At 72.6% G+C, this 18,357-nt stretch carries 15 protein-coding genes; 4 read left to right on the forward strand and 11 right to left on the reverse strand.

Features of this window, described 5'->3' with window-relative positions; all coding sequences use genetic code 11:
* Position 1 precedes the first annotated feature (1 nt).
* From JQN72_RS02950 to JQN72_RS02985, 8 genes are all read right to left on the reverse strand, one after another.
* Entirely contained in the window at positions 2-892 is an 891-nt protein-coding gene (locus JQN72_RS02950; RefSeq protein WP_239100035.1) for a carbohydrate ABC transporter permease, read from the reverse strand.
* 7 nt (positions 893-899) lie between these two features.
* Positions 900-1,862, reverse strand: coding sequence for a carbohydrate ABC transporter permease (locus tag JQN72_RS02955; protein WP_374190868.1), 963 nt, complete (start codon positions 1,860-1,862; stop codon positions 900-902).
* A 63-nt stretch (positions 1,863-1,925) separates the two neighbouring features.
* Complete coding sequence (locus JQN72_RS02960; protein WP_204133677.1) at positions 1,926-3,305, reverse strand: ABC transporter substrate-binding protein; 1,380 nt, start codon at positions 3,303-3,305, stop codon at positions 1,926-1,928.
* A gap of 111 nt (positions 3,306-3,416) precedes the next feature.
* Positions 3,417-5,141 carry a glycoside hydrolase family 13 protein gene (locus tag JQN72_RS02965; protein WP_204133678.1) on the reverse strand — a complete coding sequence of 575 codons (1,725 nt, stop codon included), beginning with the start codon at positions 5,139-5,141 and terminating at the stop codon, positions 3,417-3,419.
* A gap of 73 nt (positions 5,142-5,214) precedes the next feature.
* On the reverse strand, positions 5,215-6,219 hold the full coding sequence (locus JQN72_RS02970; RefSeq protein WP_204133679.1) for a LacI family DNA-binding transcriptional regulator: 1,005 nt from the start codon (positions 6,217-6,219) through the stop codon (positions 5,215-5,217).
* 121 nt (positions 6,220-6,340) lie between these two features.
* A complete protein-coding gene (locus JQN72_RS02975; RefSeq protein WP_204133680.1) occupies positions 6,341-8,704 on the reverse strand; it encodes an excinuclease ABC subunit UvrA in 2,364 nt (787 codons plus the stop codon).
* Positions 8,701-9,711, reverse strand: coding sequence for an aldose epimerase family protein (locus JQN72_RS02980; RefSeq protein WP_204133681.1), 1,011 nt, complete (start codon positions 9,709-9,711; stop codon positions 8,701-8,703). The genes JQN72_RS02975 and JQN72_RS02980 overlap by 4 nt, the downstream gene beginning before the upstream one ends.
* On the reverse strand, positions 9,708-10,952 hold the full coding sequence (locus JQN72_RS02985; protein ID WP_204133682.1) for an ROK family protein: 1,245 nt from the start codon (positions 10,950-10,952) through the stop codon (positions 9,708-9,710). Before JQN72_RS02985 ends, JQN72_RS02980 begins: the two co-directional genes overlap by 4 nt.
* Positions 10,953-11,018: 66 nt before the next feature.
* Between JQN72_RS02985 and xylA the strand changes: the two genes are divergently transcribed.
* Both xylA and JQN72_RS02995 read left to right on the forward strand, forming a co-directional pair.
* Positions 11,019-12,200, forward strand: coding sequence for a xylose isomerase (gene xylA, locus JQN72_RS02990; RefSeq protein WP_204133683.1), 1,182 nt, complete (start codon positions 11,019-11,021; stop codon positions 12,198-12,200).
* A gap of 71 nt (positions 12,201-12,271) precedes the next feature.
* The gene (locus JQN72_RS02995) at positions 12,272-13,657 is read left to right on the forward strand and encodes a cell wall metabolism sensor histidine kinase WalK (RefSeq protein WP_204133684.1); all 1,386 of its coding nucleotides are present in this window, start codon (positions 12,272-12,274) and stop codon (positions 13,655-13,657) included.
* On the opposite strand, the gene JQN72_RS03000 is transcribed toward JQN72_RS02995, so the two are convergent.
* Both JQN72_RS03000 and JQN72_RS03005 read right to left on the reverse strand, forming a co-directional pair.
* The gene (locus JQN72_RS03000) at positions 13,626-14,315 is read right to left on the reverse strand and encodes a response regulator transcription factor (RefSeq protein ID WP_204133685.1); all 690 of its coding nucleotides are present in this window, start codon (positions 14,313-14,315) and stop codon (positions 13,626-13,628) included. The two genes, JQN72_RS02995 and JQN72_RS03000, sit on opposite strands and share 32 nt — an antisense overlap.
* A gap of 205 nt (positions 14,316-14,520) precedes the next feature.
* Positions 14,521-14,793: a Rho termination factor gene (locus JQN72_RS03005; protein ID WP_204133686.1), complete on the reverse strand. Its 273-nt coding sequence runs from the start codon at positions 14,791-14,793 to the stop codon at positions 14,521-14,523.
* Positions 14,794-14,955: 162 nt separating this feature from the next.
* On the opposite strand from JQN72_RS03005, the gene gabT reads away from it, so the two are divergent.
* Positions 14,956-16,314 (forward strand): 4-aminobutyrate--2-oxoglutarate transaminase, encoded by a 1,359-nt coding sequence (gene gabT, locus JQN72_RS03010; RefSeq protein WP_204133687.1) that lies wholly within the window; start codon positions 14,956-14,958, stop codon positions 16,312-16,314.
* 9 nt (positions 16,315-16,323) lie between these two features.
* Entirely contained in the window at positions 16,324-17,667 is a 1,344-nt protein-coding gene (locus JQN72_RS03015) for a nitrate/nitrite transporter (RefSeq protein ID WP_204133688.1), read from the forward strand.
* A 131-nt stretch (positions 17,668-17,798) separates the two neighbouring features.
* On the opposite strand, the gene JQN72_RS03020 is transcribed toward JQN72_RS03015, so the two are convergent.
* On the reverse strand, positions 17,799-18,305 hold the full coding sequence (locus JQN72_RS03020) for a hypothetical protein (protein ID WP_204133689.1): 507 nt from the start codon (positions 18,303-18,305) through the stop codon (positions 17,799-17,801).
* Positions 18,306-18,357: the final 52 nt, after the last annotated feature.

Genomic DNA, 18,357 nt, shown 5'->3' on the forward strand with positions numbered 1-18,357 from the left:
CTCAGCCCTTGACCGCCCCACCGAGTCCGGCGCCGCGGAGGAAGAAGCGCTGGAAGAGCAGGAACAGCACGATCGGGATGACCGTGGAGATCGCCAGCGCGGCGAGGAAGACGTCGACCGGGACGTAGGTCTCCAGGGCCGGCAGGCGGACCGAGAGCGGCTGCTTCTCGGGGGCGCGCAGCACGAGCAGCGGCCAGAGGAAGTCCTTCCACGCGGCGATGACCGCGAAGACCGACACGACGCCGAGGATCGGCCTCGACATGGGCAGCACCACCGACCAGGCGAGCCGGAACGGCCCGGCGCCGTCGACCTGCGCGGCCTCGAAGACCTCCCGTGGCAGGTTGTCGAAGAAGCGGGTGACGATGACGAGGTTGAAAGCGCTGGCCCCGGCCGGGAGCCACACGGCCCAGAACGAGTTGATGAGCGACACGTGCACGAACGGCACGTCGAGCACGGTGAGGAACAGCGGCACGAGGAGCACCACGGCCGGGACGAAGAGCGTCGCGAGGACGAGGACGTGGACCACCCGCGCCCAGGCCGGCCGGAGCACCGACAGGACGTACCCACCGCTGGCCGCGACGAGCACCTGGACGAACCACGACCCGACGGCGAGGACCAGTGTGTTGACGAAGTATCGCGAGATCTCGAACCGGGTCCACGCGGTCGAGAGGTTCTCGAGGTCGGCGCCGTTCGGGAAGAGCGCCATCGGGTCCCGAAGGGTGTCCTGGGCCGGGGTCACGGCCGACTTCGCCAGCCAGAGGACGGGGCCGAGCCCGACGACGAGCAGCGCGAGCAGCAGCAGCCAGGTGGTGAGCCGTATCGACCAGCGGACGCTCGCGCGGCGGCGGTCGAGGGCGGAGGCGATACCGCGCTCGGCGGTCTGCGTGGTCATGCGCATGTCAGTGGCTCCACCGGGACGTGATGCGGAAGTAGAGGGCGGAGAGGACGGCGAGCACGGCCGCGAGCATCAGGCTGAGCGCGGTGGCCTCGCCGTACTGCCCGCGGCCGCCGAAGGCGTAGTCGTAGATCATGAGCAGCACGGTGGTCGTCGAGTTGGCGGGGCCGCCGCCGGTGAAGAGGTAGGGCTCGAGGAAGACCTGTGCCGTGCCGATGACCTGGAGGATCAGGGTGACCAGCAGGATGCCGCGCAGATGCGGCAGGGTGACGTGCCAGACCTTGCGCCAGATGCCGGCGCCGTCGACCTCGGCCGCGTCGTACAGCTCGCTGGGGACGCCGGTGAGCGCGGCGAGGTAGATGATGACCGTCCCGCCGGCCGCGGCCCAGGTGGCCTCGAGGACGAGCGAGGGCATTGCCGTCGACGGGTCCTGGAGCCACGGATAGGGCCCCAGGCCGACCCAGCCGACGACGGTGTTGAACACCCCGGACGCGGACGCCGAGTAGAACTGCTTCCACAGCAGCACCGCGACGACCGGCGGGACGACGACCGGGAGGTAGGCGAGGGCGGCGTAAAGGCCCTTGAACCGCTTGACCTCGCTCATGAGCACCGCGGCGACGAGAGGGACGGGGTACCCGAGGACGAGGGCGAGCGCGGCGAACCACAGGGTGTTCCCGATCGCCGTCGTCAGCAGGGGGTCGGTGAGGACGGTGCGGAAGTTCTCGAGGCCGACCCACTCGGGCGGGGTCACGAGGTTGGTGAACTGGAAGCTCATGACCACGGCACGGGCGATCGGGAACCAGGAGAACAGCCCGAAGACGAGGAGCATGGGTAGCGCGATGACGAGCGTGCTCAGCCCGCCGCCGCGCACCCACGTGCCGAGGCTGCGCCGCCGCCGCAGCCGGCGGGCGGGGATGGTCTCGGTCCTTCCGGCGAGCCGGGAGGTGGTCTGCGTCGAGGTCGTCACGTCGTGCCTTTCCGTGGGGCGGCCGCGGCCGCCCCACCCGCGCTGGGTGGGGCGGCCGGGTCGTCAGCTCCGGTCGATCCGGCTCTGCACGTCCTGCTGGGCAGCCTTCAGCAGGCCGGCGATGTCGGCGTCCTCGTCCGTGAGGACGGCCTGGACGACCGGGTCCAGCGCAGCGTAGAGCTCCTGGGTCGCCACCGGCGGCTCGGACTCGAGCGGCTGGTCGAAGATCGAGGACGTGAACGGGGCGAACTGCTCGACCGGCACGTTGACGTAGTCCTCGATCCAGCCCTGCTGCTCGTCGTACGTTGCCTTGTCGAAGACGGGCAGCTGGGGGGCGCCGACCGGCTGGTCCGCCTCGGCGGTGGTCTTCGCGTCGGCGACGGCGGCCTCCCGGTCGGTCAGCTTGCCGAGGTAGTAGAAGTCGATCCACTCGACGGACGCGGCCTGCTGCGCCGGGTCGGCCTTGGCGCTGACGGCCGCAAGGGTGCCGCCACCGAGGACCGCGGCCCCCGAGCCCTCGAGCGGGAGGACGGTGACGCCGTAGTCGGCCGGCTCCATCGCGTTCTGGGTGACGAGGTTGCCGTAGTCGCCGCCGCCCGAGACGAACATGCCGATCTTCCCGGCGGCGAAGTCGGCGTGGCTCGTCGGCCAGTCGTAGAGGAAGTTGTCACCCATCGAGTCGTCCTGCCAGCGCATGTCCTTGAGCATCCGGAGGGCCTGGGCGTACTGGGGAGTGTCGATCGTCGCCGTCGTGGCATCGGCCGACACGGTCTCGGCTCGACCGCCGAGGGCGTAGGCGAGCGTCGTGAGGATCCAGCCTCCGGTGTTGTCCTTGGTCATCTCGGCGTAGCCGGCCTGACCGGTCCTTTCCGAGATCTGACGCGCCGCGCTGCGCACCTCGGCCCAGGTCGTGGGCGGCGTGTCGGGGTCGAGCCCGGCCTGCTCGAACAGGGCGCGGTTGTAGTGCAGCCCTTGGCCGTAGGCGGCGACCGGGACCGCCCACATCTGGCCGTCGGTCGACTGGCCGGCCTTGGCGATGTTCGGGTTGAACTCGCCGGCGTAGGGCAGCTTCCCGACGAGGTCGTGGATGTCGGCGATCTGCCGACGCTCGATGAGCCCTTGTCCGTCGGTGAACGGGATCGTGAAGACGTCGGGGAGGGTGCCGCCCGCGAGGTCCGCGGCGAAGGTCGTCCCCGACCAGGTGTACTCCTGCGACTCGACTGTGACGTTCGGGTGCTCGGCCTCGAACGCCGTCACTCGTGCGTCGAAGGCATCCTTGGCGCCCTGCTCCAGCCCGGCGTCGACGGCGACGGTGATGGTCACCGGCCCGTCGGAGGCCGGTGCGTCGGACGGGTCGGACCCGCCGGACGAGCAGGCGACGAGTGTGGATGCCGCGAGGGCTCCGGCGAGAGCGATGGTCGGGAACCTGCGGGGTGACGTCATTGTCCTCTCCTTCGAGGCGGGCCGGCCGTGGGCTGCGCCGGCAAACGTGGTTCGGGTGGTCGTGGGCGATGGGTGTCCCGGCCTCGGGGGCGACGAGTCCGAGCGGTGCGCTCAGTGGCGGAGCCTGAGCCACGCGGTGGTGTCCGGTGGTAGCCGACCCCCCTCCATCGGTCTGCTGGTGACCCACACCCCGGTGTGCCGGGGCAGGTGTGCCGGGGAGGTGCCGAGGTTCGTCACGCAGACGAGGTCGGGCCCGCGGCGGAAGGCGATGACCTCGGGCTCGCTGCGGACCCACTCCAGGGCGCCGTCGCCGAGGTCCGGCAGGTCGCGCCGGAGTCGCAGGGCGTCGCGGTGCAGGCTGAGCATGGAGTCCGGGTCGTTCAGCTGGGCGTTCACGGTGTAGCGGCCCCAGTCGTCGGGCTGAGGTAGCCACGTCCGGCCGCCGGCCGCCCCGAACCCGTACGGTGGGATGTCGCCCGACCAGGGGATCGGCACCCGGCAGCCGTCCCGGCCGGGGTCGACCCCGCCGGAGCGGGCATACATGGGGTCCTGGAGGCGCTCGAGCGGGAGCTCCTCGACTTCGGGCAGTCCCAGCTCGTCGCCCTGGTAGAGGTAGTACGCCCCGGGCAGGGCCATGGCGAGGAGAGCGGCGGCACGGGCCCTCCGGGTGCCCAGTCCCAGGTCGGTCGGGGTGCCGAACCGCTTGGTGTCGAACGCGAACGCGGTGTCCGTGCGGCCGTACCGGGTCACCGGGCGGGTCACGTCGTGGTTGCTCAGGACCCAGGTCGGGGGTGCCCCCACGACGGCGTGCGCGGAGATCGTCGACTCGATGGAGCGCCGCAGCCTGCGTGCGTCCCAGGGGGCGGTCATGAAGTCGAAGTTGAACGCCGAGTGCAGGATGTCCGGACGCAGGTATCGGACGAACCTGTCGACGTCGGCGAGCCAGATCTCCCCGATGAGCACGCGGTCGCCGCCGTAGGAGTCGCCGATCCGGCGCCAGCCGCGGTAGATGTCCTGGAGCTCGTCGCGGTCGACGTAGGGGTGGGCCCCGGCGTCGGGGGTGCCGTCCGGAAGGTCGGGCAGGCGAGGGTCCTTCGCGAGGAGCGCGGCGGAGTCGATCCGGATACCGGCGACCCCACGGTCGAACCAGAAGCGCAGGATGTCCTGGTACTCGCGCCGCACGTCCGGGTGGTCCCAGTTCAGGTCAGGTTGCCCGGGGGCGAAAAGGTGCAGGTACCACTGCTCGGGTGTGCCCTCGGGGGACGTGAGGCGGGTCCACGCCCCGCCGCCGAAGTTCGAGGTCCAGCCGTTGGGTGGTTGCTCGCCGCGCGGTCCACGCCCGTCGCGGAACCAGAACCGGTCGCGCTCGGGGGAGCCGGGCCCGGCCGCGACTGCGGCGCGGAACCAGGCGTGCTCGCTCGACACGTGGTTCGGGACGACGTCGATGATGGTGCGGATGCCCATGGCGAAGGCGTCGGCGATGAGGCCCTCGGCCTCGGCGAGGTCACCGAACGCCGGGTCGATCGCGCGGTAGTCGGCGACGTCGTAGCCTCCGTCGGCCATCGGGGAGGGGTACCAGGGGGTGAGCCAGATCGCGTCGACGCCCAGGTCGGCGAGGTAACCGAGCCGGGAACGGACACCCGCGAGGTCGCCGCTGCCGTCACCGTCCGCGTCGGCGAAGCTGCGCGGGTAGACCTGGTAGATCGTCGCGCCGCGCCACCAGTCGGCGGAGACCGCGGCGTCCCCGCCCCCGGGGGAGGGGACGGTCTGGCGGGTCAGCTCCTCGAAACGCACCGGCGGCGCCCTTTCGTCGACGTCACCGGCGGCGGTGCCCATGACGACGACGACGTTAGAGATCAGCGATAGCTGATCGCAAGAACTTGACAGGTGTAAGTCTGTTTCATGACTTTCATGGGCGCGGCGCGGTGGACCGGCGCACGACGAGCTCCGGCTCGTAGAGCAGCTCGTCCGTCGCGGTATGGGTCCCGGCCATCCGGGCGACGAGTGTGGTGACGGCCGCCCGCCCCATCGCCTCGATGGGCTGCCGGATGGTCGTGAGGGGAGGGTCCACCGCGGCCATGAACGCCGAGTCGTCGTACCCGACGACCGAGATGTCGCGGGGAACCTCGAGCCCGGCGCGGCGGGCGGCGCGGATGGCGCCCAGGGCCAGGGGGTCGCTGGCGCACAGGATGCCGGTGGCCCCGTTGGCGATGGCACGGGCTGCTGCGGCCTGGCCGCTCTGCTGGGTGAAGTCGCTGTACTCGACGAGCAGGTCGTCGACGGGGACGTGGCGTGCGGCGCCCCATCGGCGGGCCGCGGCCAGCTTGCGCCGCGTGGGGATGTGCTGCTCTGCGCCCAGGACGAAGCCGATCCGCTTGTGGCCCAACGAGATCAGGTGCTCCATGGCCTGCTCGGCGGCGACGTCGTCGTCGCACACGACGCGGGCGAACGGCAGGCCCTCGATCGAGGCGTTGAGCGTCACCACGGGCAGCCGGCGCCGGGTGAGCCGGGCATAGTGCTCGTGTGGCATGTCGGCCATGGCGTAGTCACCCCCGGCGAAGATGACACCGGCTACCTGCTGCTCGAGCAGCAGGTCGATGTAGTCGGACTCGGTGACCCCGCCCAACGTCTGGGTGCACAGGACCGGGGTGAGGCCGTGCTGGGCCAGATGTGAGCCGATGACGTCCGCGAGGGCCGGGAAGATGGGGTTCTGGAGCTCCGGGAGCACCAGACCGACCAGGCGTGCCCGCTCGCCTCGCAGCTTGCTCGGCCGCTCGTACCCGAGGACGTCGAGGGCGGACAGGACGGCGCTGCGGGTCTCGTCGGCCACCCCGGGCTTGCCGTTGAGCACTCGGCTCACCGTGGCCTCGCTGACCCCTGCGCGGGCGGCCACATCGGCGAGTCGTCGCGTCATCCCGGTGAATGTACTCGCAAGGACTTCCAGGATCGGCCAGATCTTGCGCAAACGAGGTTGTCTTCGTCCACCCGCGCGATCCCGGTCGCCCGGGGTCCTGTGCCCTGACCGCGAGCGGAGGTCACCTGGCCACGTATGCGGCCAGGTGCTGCCCGGTCAGGGTCGTGGCGTCCGCCACGAGGTCGGCGGGGGTGCCCTCGAAGACCACCCGGCCGCCGTCGTGTCCTGCGCCCGGGCCGAGGTCGACGACCCAGTCGGCGTGCGCCATGACGGCCTGGTGGTGCTCGATGACGACGACGGACCGCCCGGAGTCGACGAGCCGGTCCAGCAGCGCCAGCAGGTTCTCGACGTCGGCGAGGTGCAGCCCGGTCGTCGGCTCGTCGAGGACGTAGACCTCGCCGTCGCCGGCCATCTGCACGGCCAGCTTGAGCCGCTGCCGCTCGCCGCCGGACAGCGTCGTCAGCGGCTGGCCGAGGGTCAGGTACCCGAGGCCGACGTCCACGAGCCGGTCCAGGACCGCCCGGGCCGGGGGGACCCTCGACTCCCCGTCGGCGAAGAACTCCGCGGCCTCGGCCATCGACATGTCGAGGACCTCGGCGATGGTCCGCCCGCCCAGGCGGTACTCGAGGACGGCGGCCCGGAAGCGCCGGCCCTCGCACTCCTCGCACGGCGACTCGACGGTGGCCATCACCCCGAGCTCGGTGAAGATCACCCCGGCGCCGTTGCACGTCGGGCACGCACCCTCGGAGTTCGAGCTGAACAGGGCCGGCTTGACCCCGTTCGCCTTGGCGAACGCCTTGCGGACCGGCTCCAGCAGCCCGGTGTACGTCGCGGGGTTGCTGCGGCGGGAGCCCTTGATGGCGCCCTGGTCGATGACGACGACCCCGTCCCGCCCGGCCACGGAGCCGTGGACCAGCGAGCTCTTGCCCGACCCGGCCACCCCGGTGACGACGGTGAGCACCCCGAGGGGCAGGTCGACGTCGACGTTCCGGAGGTTGTGGGCGCTGGCCCCGCGGACCTCGAGCACCCCGGTCGGTCTCCTGACCTCCGGCTTGAGCCGCGCCCGGTCCCCGAGGTGGCGGCCGGTCAGCGTGTCCGCGGTGTGCAGCTGCTCGACCGTGCCCTCGAAGACGACCTCGCCACCGGCACCGCCCGCCCCCGGGCCGAGGTCGACGACGTGGTCGGCGATGGCGATGGCCTCCGGCTTGTGCTCGACGACGAGGACCGTGTTGCCCTTGTCGCGCAGGCGCAGCAGCAGGTCGTTCATCCGGGCGATGTCGTGCGGGTGCAGCCCGATGGTCGGCTCGTCGAACACGTACGTGACGTCGGTGAGCGAGGACCCGAGGTGGCGGATCATCTTCGTGCGCTGCGCCTCCCCGCCCGAGAGCGTGCCGGACGGACGGTCCAGCGACAGGTACCCGAGGCCGATCTCGGTGAAGGAGTCGAGCAGGTGCCGCAGCCCGGCGAGCAACGGCGCCACCGACGGTTCGTCCAGGGCCCGGACCCATTCGGCGAGGTCGCTGATCTGCATCGCGCACAGCTCGGCGATGTTCCGCCCCGCGACGCGCGAGGAGCGTGCCTGCGCGGTGAGGCGGGTGCCGTCGCACGCGGGGCAGGGCTGGAAGGTGACGGCCCGCTCGACGAACCGGCGGACGTGCGGCTGCATGGCCTCGGGGTCCTTGGACAGCATCGACTTCCGGATCTTGGGGACGATGCCCTCGAACGTGAGGTTCACCCCCTCGACCCGGATCTTCGTCGGTGGCGCGAAGAGCATCGTGTCCAGCTGCTCGTCGGTGAAGGTCTCGATCGCCGCGTCCATGGGCAGGCCCATGCCCTCGAACAGCCGGCCGTACCAGCCGTCCATCGAGTAACCGGGCACGGTGAGCGCGCCGTCGCGCAGGGACCTCGACGCGTCGTACAGCGCGGACCGGTCGATGTCGCTGACCTGGCCCATCCCCTCGCAGCGCGGGCACATCCCGCCCAGGTAGACCTCGTCGGCCACCTCGGTGGTCTGCCCCGTCGACGTCGTGCGGGTGCCGCTCGTCCGGCTCGTCGGGATGTTGAACGAGAAGGCGTTGGGCGAGCCGACGTGCGGGTCGCCGAGCCGGCTGAACAGGATGCGCAGCATCGCGTTCGCGTCGGTGGCGGTCCCGACGGTCGAGCGCGGGTTCGCCCCCATCCGTTCCTGGTCGACGATGATCGCGGTCGTCAGCCCCTCCAGCCGGTCGACGTCCGGGCGGGCGAGGCTCGGCATGAAGCCCTGCACGAACGCGCTGTAGGTCTCGTTGATCATCCGCTGGGACTCGGCGGCGATGGTCGCGAAGACCAGGGAGCTCTTGCCGGAGCCGGAGACCCCGGTGAACACCGTGAGCCGGCGCTTGGGCAGGTCGATGCTGACGTCCCGGAGGTTGTTCTCGCGGGCCCCCTCGACCCGGATGACGTCGTGGCCGTCGGCGGGGTGCGGGGTCGGGCCGGTGCCGGTCATCGGTGCGCTCCGGTGGAGGTGAAGTGCCAGGTGGTCGTCGTGACGAGCTCCTCCCCGGGCCGCAGGACCGAGCAGGGGAAGTGCGGATGGTTGGGGGCGTCCGGGAAGCCCTGGGTCTCGAGGGCGACACCGGCGTTGCGCAGAAGCGGACGGCCGGACAGCCCGGTGGCCGACCCGTCGAAGTGGGCTCCGGTGTAGACCTGCAGGCCGGGGCGGTCGGTGTGCACCTCGAGGGTGCGCCCCGTGGCGCCGACGAGGCGGGCGGCCCGGCGCATCCCCGTGCCGTCGAGCACGAGGTTGTGGTCGAGGCCCTCCCCGTGCTCGAGCTGCTCGCAGGGCTCGGCGAGGACGTCTCGCAGCCGGCGGGGTGAGCGTAGGTCGAACGGCGTGCCGTCCACCGGTGCGACCTCCCCGGTGGGGACGAGGTCGGGGCGCGTGGGGGTGTAGGCGGACGCCGCGACCTCGAGCGTGTGGTCGAGGACGCCCCCGGTGGAGCCACCGTCGAGGTCGAAGTACGCGTGGTTGGTCAGCCCGGCGACGGTGGGTGCGGTGGCCGTCGCGGAGTACCGGATGGTGACGACCGGCCCGTCGAGCGCGTAGGTCGCGTGGGCGGTGAGCTCGCCCGGGAAGCCCTGGTCGCCGTCCGGGCTGACGAGCGAGAACGTGACCGAGGTGTCCGAGGCGTCCTCGACCGTCCAACGGCGGGTGTCGAAGCCCGCCGGTCCGCCGTGCAGCGCGTTGCCGCGGTCGTTGCCGGGCACCGTGTACTCGCGGCCGTCGAGGGTGAACCGTCCGCCGTCGATCCGGTTGGGGACGCGCCCGACGCTCGCCCCGAGGTAGCCACCCCCCGTGACGTAGGTGAGCGGGTCGGCGTGGCCGAGGACGGCGTCGGTGGTCGTGCCGTCGGTGTCGCGCAGGACGAGCCGACGCACCGCGGCGCCGGCGTCGAGGAGCTCGAGCTCGATGTCGTCCGATCGCAGGACGAGGCGGGTGGGGGTGTCGGTCATCGGGCCTCCCGGCTGGTGACGGGGCCCGTGAGCCACGGGCGGGGGTCGGTGACGAGCCGGTGCAGCTCGGTGTAGGCGGCGCCGAGGGCGGCGGTCGCGTGGGCGGGGGCGACCTCGACCCGCGGCGCGACCCACCCCGCCGACAGGACGCGCCGCGCCAGGGTGTCCTCGAGGACGGGCCGGACGAGCTCGCCGATCTCGCGCAGGTGTCCGCCGAGGACGATGACCGGCACGTCGAGGACGTTGACGACCACCGCGAGGGCGACCCCGAGGGCGGTGCCGGCGCGCTCGACGGCAGCGATCGCGGCGGGCTCGCCGGAACGGGCCGCCGCGGCGATGGCGGAGGTCCCGGCCGACGGGTCGAGCCCGGCGGCTGACGCCAGCGCCCGCGACCCGGCGTACTGCTCGAGGCACCCCGTGGAGCCGCACGCGCACGGTGGGCCGTCCGGGTCGACGGTCACGTGCCCGACCTCACCGGCCCAGCCGTGGCGTCCGGTGAGCGGGTGCCCGTCGAGCACGATGGACCCGCCGATGCCCGTGGCGCCGGAGAGGTACAGGAAGTCGGGGTGGGCCCCGGGCCGTCCGGGTGCGGTGGAGGAGACGGTGACAGCGGCGAGGTCGGCCTCGTTGCCGACGGTCGGGGGTCCGGTCCCGGCCGGCGGCGGGAAGAGGGCGGCCACGGCGACGTCCGACCAGCCGAGGTTCGGCGCGCGCAGGAGCATCCCGCCCTCGGCGACGAGGCCGGGCACGGCGAGGCCCGTGCCGACGACCACCGTCCCGGACGGGAGGTCGGAGAGCACGTGCTCGGCCAGCGCCCCGAGCCGGGCGAGGACCGGTTCGGCGTCGGAGCCGCGCAGGTCGTCCTCGACCCGACGCCGCGCTCTGACGGTTCCGGCGAGGTCGACGACGACCGCGGTGAGGTGAGACACCTCGACCTGGAGCCCGAGCGCCACGTGCCGGGTCCCCGGCTGCAGCGGGATGCCGGGGCGCCCCGGGCGGCGCGGGCGCTCGGCGTCGGGCGCCGCCTCGACGAGGACGCCGTGCGCGACGAGCTCGTCGACGAGCCGGGTGGCCGTGGCGCGGGTGGTGGAGGTGGCGGCCGCGAGGTCGGCGCGGGTGGGGGGTTCCTCCTGGGCCAGTGCGGCGGCGAGGACGCGTGAGAGGTTGACGGCGCGGACCGAGCCGGTGTCCACCGCGGGTCGCGGGGCACGGTGACCGTCCGGTCCGGGTGCGCGCGTCACCCCTTGACCGTACCGTGGGCGAGTCATAAGTTTTGGGTCGAAACAAACTCTGAGGAGATGGTTCCCATGTCGCCGAGGACGCCGACACCGCAGGACCGGTTCTCGTTCGGGTTGTGGACCGTGGGGTGGACGGGCACCGACCCGTTCGGCGGGCCCAGCCGCCCCGCGCTCGACCCGTGGGAGTACGCCGAGCGGCTCGCCGCACTGGGTGCCTGGGGCATCACCTTCCACGACAACGACGTGTACCCGTTCGACGCCGACGAGCAGACGGCCAGGGACCGCGTCGGCCGGCTCAAGAGCGCCGCGGACGCCGCCGGCCTCGTCATCGAGATGGTCACGACGAACACCTTCAGCCACCCGGTGTTCAAGGACGGCGGTCTCACGAGCAACGACCGCGGCGTGCGCCGCTTCGGGCTGCGCAAGGTGCTGCAGGCCGTCGACCTCGCGGCCGAGGTCGGGGCCACGACGTTCGTCATGTGGGGTGGTCGCGAGGGCAGCGAGTACGACGGCTCCAAGGACCTCCACTCGGCGTTCGAGCGCTACAAGGAAGGGCTCGACACCGTCGCGGGGTACATCACGTCCCAGGGCTACGACCTGCGGGTCGCGCTCGAGCCCAAGCCGAACGAGCCGCGCGGCGACATCTTCCTCCCGACCGTCGGGCACGCCCTGGCGATGATCGCCGAGCTCGAGCACGGCGACGTCGTGGGGCTCAACCCGGAGACCGGGCACGAGCAGATGGCCAACCTCAACTACACCCACCAGCTGGCGCAGGCGCTGTGGAGCGGCAAGCTGTTCCACCTCGACCTCAACGGCCAGCGCGGGCTGAAGTACGACCAGGACCTCGTCTTCGGCCACGGCGACCTCCTCTCGGCCTTCTTCACCGTCGACCTCCTCGAGAACGGTTTCGCCGGCAACCCCGACGCCCCGCGCTACGACGGGCCGCGGCACTTCGACTACAAGCCGTCGCGCACCGAGCATCTCGAGGGCGTGTGGGCCTCGGCGGAGGCCTGCATGGGCACCTATCTCCTGCTGGCCGAGAAGGCGAAGGCGTTCCGGGCCGACCCGCGGGTCACCGAGGCCATGGAGTACGCCGGGCTCGGGACCCTCGCCGAGCCGACCATCGCCGACGGTGAGTCGCTCGAGGCGTTCCGCGCCGCCGACGACGGCTTCGACCCCGAGAAGGCCGCCGAGCGGGACTTCGGCTTCGTCCGGCTCAACCAGCTGGCCGTCGAGCACCTCGTCGGCTGAAGCCCTGCGCCGCCCGCCCCCCGTCGTGACGCCCGGGGGGCGGGTCCGCGGCGGGTGCCTAGACTGCGGGGATGCGCGTCCGGCTGGGCCTGAGGAGCCGCATCCTCGTGCTCACCCTGCCCGTCGTGGTGCTCGTCAGCGTGGCCCTGGCCGGGATCGTCTACCTGTCCCTCGGCCAGGTGCTCGAGGCCTCTGCGCGGGACACCGCCGCCGTCGAGGCCCGTGAGCTCCAGGCCGACCTGCGCAGCCGTCAGGTCGACGAGCTGCTCACCGGCTCGGCGGTCATCGACGGCAACCGGCTCATCCAGGTCGTCGACCCTGCCGACGGCACCGTCGTCGCCGTGAGCGGCGGGGCCCCGTCGACCCCCCTGGCGCGGCCGGCGCTCGAGGAGAACCAGGTGCGCACCGGGAACGTCGAGGACGTCCCCGGGCACGACGACGAGGCGTGGGTGCTCGCCGCGGCGGACTCCCGGGACGTCGACGAGCGCCGCTACCTCGTGCTCGTGGCCGTGCCCACCCGGATCGAGGCGACCGCCCTGGGGCAGTCCGCCGAGTTCGCGACGATCGGTGCGATCGGGCTCGTCGCCGTGCTCGCGGCGGTCACCGTGTTCGCCGTGGGCCAGGCACTGCGTCCGGTCGAGCGGATGCGCGATCAGGTGGAGGCGATCTCGACGGCCGGCGTCGCCCCCGCCGGGTCGCCCCCGGCGCGCCTCTCGGTGCCGGCCGGCCGGGACGAGCTCGCCCGGCTGGCCGAGACGATGAACCACCTGCTCGACCGGATGCGCCGTGCGGACGCGTCCCGCCGCGCCTTCGTCGCGGACGCCGGGCACGAGCTGCGCAGCCCGCTCACGACCATCCGCGTGCTCCTCGACCGGCTCGGGGAGGACCGGCCGCTCCCGGAGCGTCGGGTGGCCTCGGTGCGGGCCTCCGCGGAGGTCGACCGCCTCTCGGAGCTGGTCGACGACCTCCTCACCCTCGCCTCGGCGGACGAGCACGCGATGGTCCTGCGCCGTACCGAGGTCGACCTCGACGACCTGGTGCTCGCCGAGGCGGGGGCGCTGCGGGCCCGGGGCATGCCGGTGGAGGTCGCGGTGGAGCCGGTGCGGGTCGAGGCCGACCAGGCGAGGCTCGGCCGGGTCGTGCGCAACCTGCTCGAGAACGCCGAGCGGCACATGGAGAGCCGGGTGCGGGTGTCGCTCTCCCACGACGACGGGGACGCGCTCGTCGAGGTCGACAACGACGGGCCGCCCATCGACGTCGCCGACCGCGAGCGCGTCTTCGGCCGGTTCGTCCGGCTCGACGACTCGCGAACGAGGGGCACCGGCGGCACCGGGCTGGGTCTGGCCATCGTCTCGGAGGTCGTCGCCGCGCACGACGGCTCGGTGGTCGCCACCGAGACCCCGGAGGGGTGGTGCCGGTTCGCCGTCAGGATCCCCGCGACTCCGGAACCGGGTTGAGCCGGTAGCCCATCCCGCGCACGGTCTCGATGATCCGGGACTCGAACGGCGTGTCGATCTTGCGCCGCAGGTAGCCGATGTAGACCTCGACGACGTTGTCCGCGCCCGGGTAGTCCGAGTCCCAGACGTTCTCGAGGATCTCGGCCTTGCTCTGCACCTGGCCGTTCTTGCGCATCAGGTGGTGCAGGAGCGCGAACTCGCGCGCGGTGAGCTGGATCTCGCGGCCCTCGCGGGTGACCCGGCGCGTCGTCGGGTCCAGGACGAGCCCGCCGGCGGTCATCGCGACCGGACGCTCGGGGGCGGCGCGCCGCGCGAGGGCCTGGAGGCGGGCCAGGAGGACCGGTGTGCTGAACGGCTTCGTCACGTAGTCGTCGGCGCCGAGGTCGAAGGCGTCGGTCTGGTCGTACTCGCCGTCCTTCGCCGTGAGCATGAGGACCGGGGTCCAGACCTCCTGGGCCCGGAGGTGCTTGAGGACGTCGTAGCCGTTCATCCCCGGGAGCATGATGTCGAGGACGACGACGTCGTACTGCCCGGCCAGGCCGCGGCGGAGTCCGTCGCGTCCGTCCTCGGCGTGGTCGACGACCCAACCCGCTTCTCGCAGTGCGTCGCCGAGTGCCGCGCCGAGCGCCCTCTCGTCCTCGACGAGCAGGAGCCTCATGGCGCCTCCCTGAGAGTTGCGTAGAGCTCGCGGCCCGGAAGTTCCGTCCGACCCCCGGCTCCATGTACATTACTGGGGTTCGATCGTGTCGTCACAGGCCCGCGAACACCGAGCCGACGCCCGGGAGCTGCGAACCCCCTGCACGCATCTCCCGGGCGTCTTCGTCTGTCGGCCCGCCGCCGCACCGGCCTCGGCAGGGCGGGGCTCACCGGGAGCGCAGGGCGTCGACCAGCTCGGCCTTCGACATCCTCGACCGCCCCCGGATGCCGATCTCCCGTGCGCGCCGCACGAGCTCGTCCTTCGGCCACTCCTCGTAGGCCGCGGCCTCGCCGCCCTTGCGGCCGACGGCCGAGCGGGAGCCGGCGGCGGAGGCGTTGGCGATGCGCGCGGCCTTCTCCTTGCTCGCCCCCTGGTCGCGCAGGGCCTCGTACTGCTCCGGGTCCTTGACCGACGGGCCCGGGCTCTTGCGTGCCGGCACGGGTGTCTCCTCACGTCTCGACGGCGATGTCCCTCCATCCTCACGTCGTCCCGGACCGAGTGGGCGCTCCGGGGCGGACAATCTCCGGACGGACCGAGGGTGGAGTCCCGGCCACGGATTCCGTAGGTTCATGGTCTTTCGACCACGGAATATGATGCACTCATGATCGAGCAGCGTCGGATCCTCGCCACCCCCATCCCGGGTCCTCGGTCGCAGGACCTCTTGGAGCGCAAGCAGGCGGCCGTCGCCGCCGGTGTGGGGGTCGGTCTCCCGGTGCACGTCACCGACGGCGCCGGCGGCATCCTGCGGGACGCCGACGGCAACCAGCTCATCGACCTCGGCTCCGGCATCGCCGTGACCTCGGTCGGCAACGGCAACGCGCGGGTCGTCGAGGCCGTGACCGAGCAGGTGCGCAGGTTCACCCACACGTGCTTCATGGTGACGCCCTACGAGCCCTACGTGGGTGTGTGCGAGCGGCTGAACGCCCTGACGCCCGGGGACCACGAGAAGCGCTCGGCACTGTTCAGCTCGGGGGCCGAGGCGGTCGAGAACGCCGTGAAGGTGGCGCGGCACGTCACGGGCCGGCAGGCCGTCGTCGTGTTCGAGCACGCGTACCACGGCCGGACCAACCTCACGATGGCCATGACGGCCAAGAACCTGCCCTACAAGCACCGGTTCGGCCCGTTCGCCCCCGAGGTCCACCGGGTGCCGATGGCCTACCCCTACCGCTGGCCCGGCGGGCCGCAGCGCTGCGCGGAGGAGGCGCTGGAGGTCGTCACGGACCGGATCCACACGCTCGTCGGGGAGGAGAACACCGCCGCGGTCGTCATCGAGCCCATCCAGGGCGAGGGTGGGTTCGTCGTCCCGCCCCCGGGATTCCTCCCCGACCTCGCGCAGTGGTGCCGGGAGCACGGCATCCTCCTCGTCGCCGACGAGGTCCAGACCGGCTTCTGCCGCACCGGCGACTGGTTCGCCTCCGACCACGAGGGTGTCGTCCCCGACCTCGTGACGACCGCCAAGGGCATCGCAGGCGGGATGCCCCTGGCGGCCGTCACCGGGCGGGCCGACGTCATGGACGCCGTCCACGCCGGCGGTCTCGGCGGGACCTACGGCGGCAACCCCGTCGCGTGCGCGGCCGCGCTCGCGGCCATCGGGTCGATGGAGGAGGACGACCTCGCCGGTCGGGCCCGCGAGATCGGGGCCGTCCTCGGCGACCGGCTCACGGCGTTCGCCGCGCGGTTCCCGCAGGTCGGCGACGTCCGAGGGCGCGGAGCGATGATGGCGATGGAGCTCGTCGCCGACCCGGACACCAAGCAGCCGGACGCCGCGCTCGCCGCCGCGGTCAGCCGGGGCTGCCACGAGCGCGGGGTCGTCACCCTGACCTGCGGGACGTACGGCAACGTCTTCCGGTTCCTGCCGCCGCTGTCCATCGGCGACGACCTGCTCCACGAGGCGATGGACGTCCTCGAGGAGTCCTTCGCCGCCGCCCTCGCCGGCGGACCGGGGGCCGGCGGTTCGTAGGATCGAGCGGTGACCCGCCCCGTGCTGCGCCAGGTCCACACGATCGGGCAGCGACGGGCCTGGGCGATCTGGCTCGTCGGGCTGTCCGTCTACGTCCTCGCGGTCTTCCACCGCACCTCGCTCGGCGTCGCCGGCCTCCTCGCCGCGGACCGCTTCGACATCTCTGCAGCCCAGCTGTCCACCTTCACCGTCGTCCAGCTCGCCGTCTACGCGGCGATGCAGGTCCCGGTCGGTGTGCTCCTCGACCGCTTCGGCTCCACGCGCCTCATGCTCGCCGGGCTCGCCCTGATGTCGGCCGGCCAGCTGTGGTTCGCGTTCGCCGGCTCGTTCCCCGTGGGGCTCGCGGCCCGGGTGATGATCGGGGCGGGCGACGCGATGGTGTTCACGTCCCTGTTGCGGCTCGTCGCACTGTGGTTCCGGGTCCGGCAGGCGCCGTTCGTCACCCAGCTGAGCGGGATGGCCGGTCAGCTCGGGGCGGTGGTCGCGGCGACCCCGCTCGCCGCTGCGCTCGCGGCCTGGGGGTGGACCCGGGCGTACGCGACGGCGGCTGGGCTCGGGGTCGTCCTCTCGGTCGCGCTCGTGGCGGTCGTGCGGGACTCGCCGTACCGGGGCCAGGCCGTCGAGAAGATCAAGGTGCGGGCCCTGGCCCGTACGCTCGCCGAGGTCTGGGGCAACCCGGGCACCCGGCTCGGCCTGTGGGTGCACTTCACCTCCCAGTTCGGCTCGACCGTCTTCACCCTCCTGTGGGGGTACCCCTTCCTCGTCGCCGAGGGTCTGCCGCCGCGGACCGCGTCGCTCGTCCTCGTCGTCATGACCCTGACCGCGATGGCGGCCGGCCCGGCGGTCGCGGCGTTCACGTCGCGGGTGCCGTTCCGCCGCTCCCAGCTGGTCCTCGCGATCGTCGGGGCGATCGCGGCGTCGTGGGCCGTCGTCCTCCTGTGGCCGGGCCCGGCGCCGGCGGGAGCCCTGTTCGCGCTCGCGGTCGTCACCGCCCTCGGTGGGCCGGGCTCGATGGTCGGCTTCGACCTCGCCCGCACCTTCCACCCGTCGACCCACCTCGGCCGGGCGAGCGGCGTCGTCAACGTCGGGGGCTTCACGGCCTCGCTGCTCTGCATCGCGCTCGTCGGGATCGTGCTGGACCACCTGGCGCCCGGCGGCCCGTCCGAGTACACCCGGCACGACATGCGGGCGGCCATGTCGGCGCAGTTCCTCTTCTGGGGCCTCGGCGCCGTCCAGCTGGTTCGCTACCGGCGCAAGGGGTTGGCGCACATCGCCGCTGCCGACCCGGCCGCACTGGACGCGCTGCGGCGCGGTGACACGCTGCTCCCGGGCATCTCACGCGACCGGGACTGAGCGCGCCACCGGCTCGTCGTCCGTCGTTCGCCGGTCCGCCGCGTGTCGCTCACGGTTCGGACGCGGGCCGTGCCTACGCTGGAGCGAGACCGGGTCAGGTATGAGTTGGCCCGGTCTCGCCACGTCCGCGCTCAGGTGCGGGGCGAGTAGCCGTCCGACGGTCTGGCGCAGTACGTGAAGTCGCCGTCGGCGCCTGCGTGGTACTCCATGACCCGCTGGTCGGCGCGGATGAGCAGGAGCTCACCCTCCACCTGCATCATCGTGTAGTTGGCGCCCTTGGTCGGGCAGCCGAGCGAGCCGTCGTCCCACATCACCTTCTGGTATCCGGCGACCTGCACGTCGCCGGGCACGATGCCGACGCGGCCCGAGGCGTCCTCGAGGGCACGCCTGACCTCCGGCCGGTTCTCCAGCCCGGGCGGCAGGGAGTCGTCCGCGCGGGGCGGGATGGTCGGCGAGCCCGACGGGTCGGGCTTCGGGGGCTCGGCGGACGTCGGGGCATCCGAGGGGAAGATGTCGGTGACGACCGGAGGGCTGGGGGAGGGCGACCGCGTGGATCCGGCGGGGTCGACGGTCTCGCTGCCGCAGCCGGCGAGGGCTGCCGTCAGCACCGCGGTGGCCAGGAGGACGGGGGTGCGCATGGGGCTCCTTCCGTGGGGATCCTCTCAGGGGTGGGACGTCGGCGCCCGGGCT

It is taken from the genome of Phycicoccus sp. CSK15P-2 (genome assembly GCF_016888005.1).
GTDB lineage: Bacteria > Actinomycetota > Actinomycetes > Actinomycetales > Dermatophilaceae > Phycicoccus.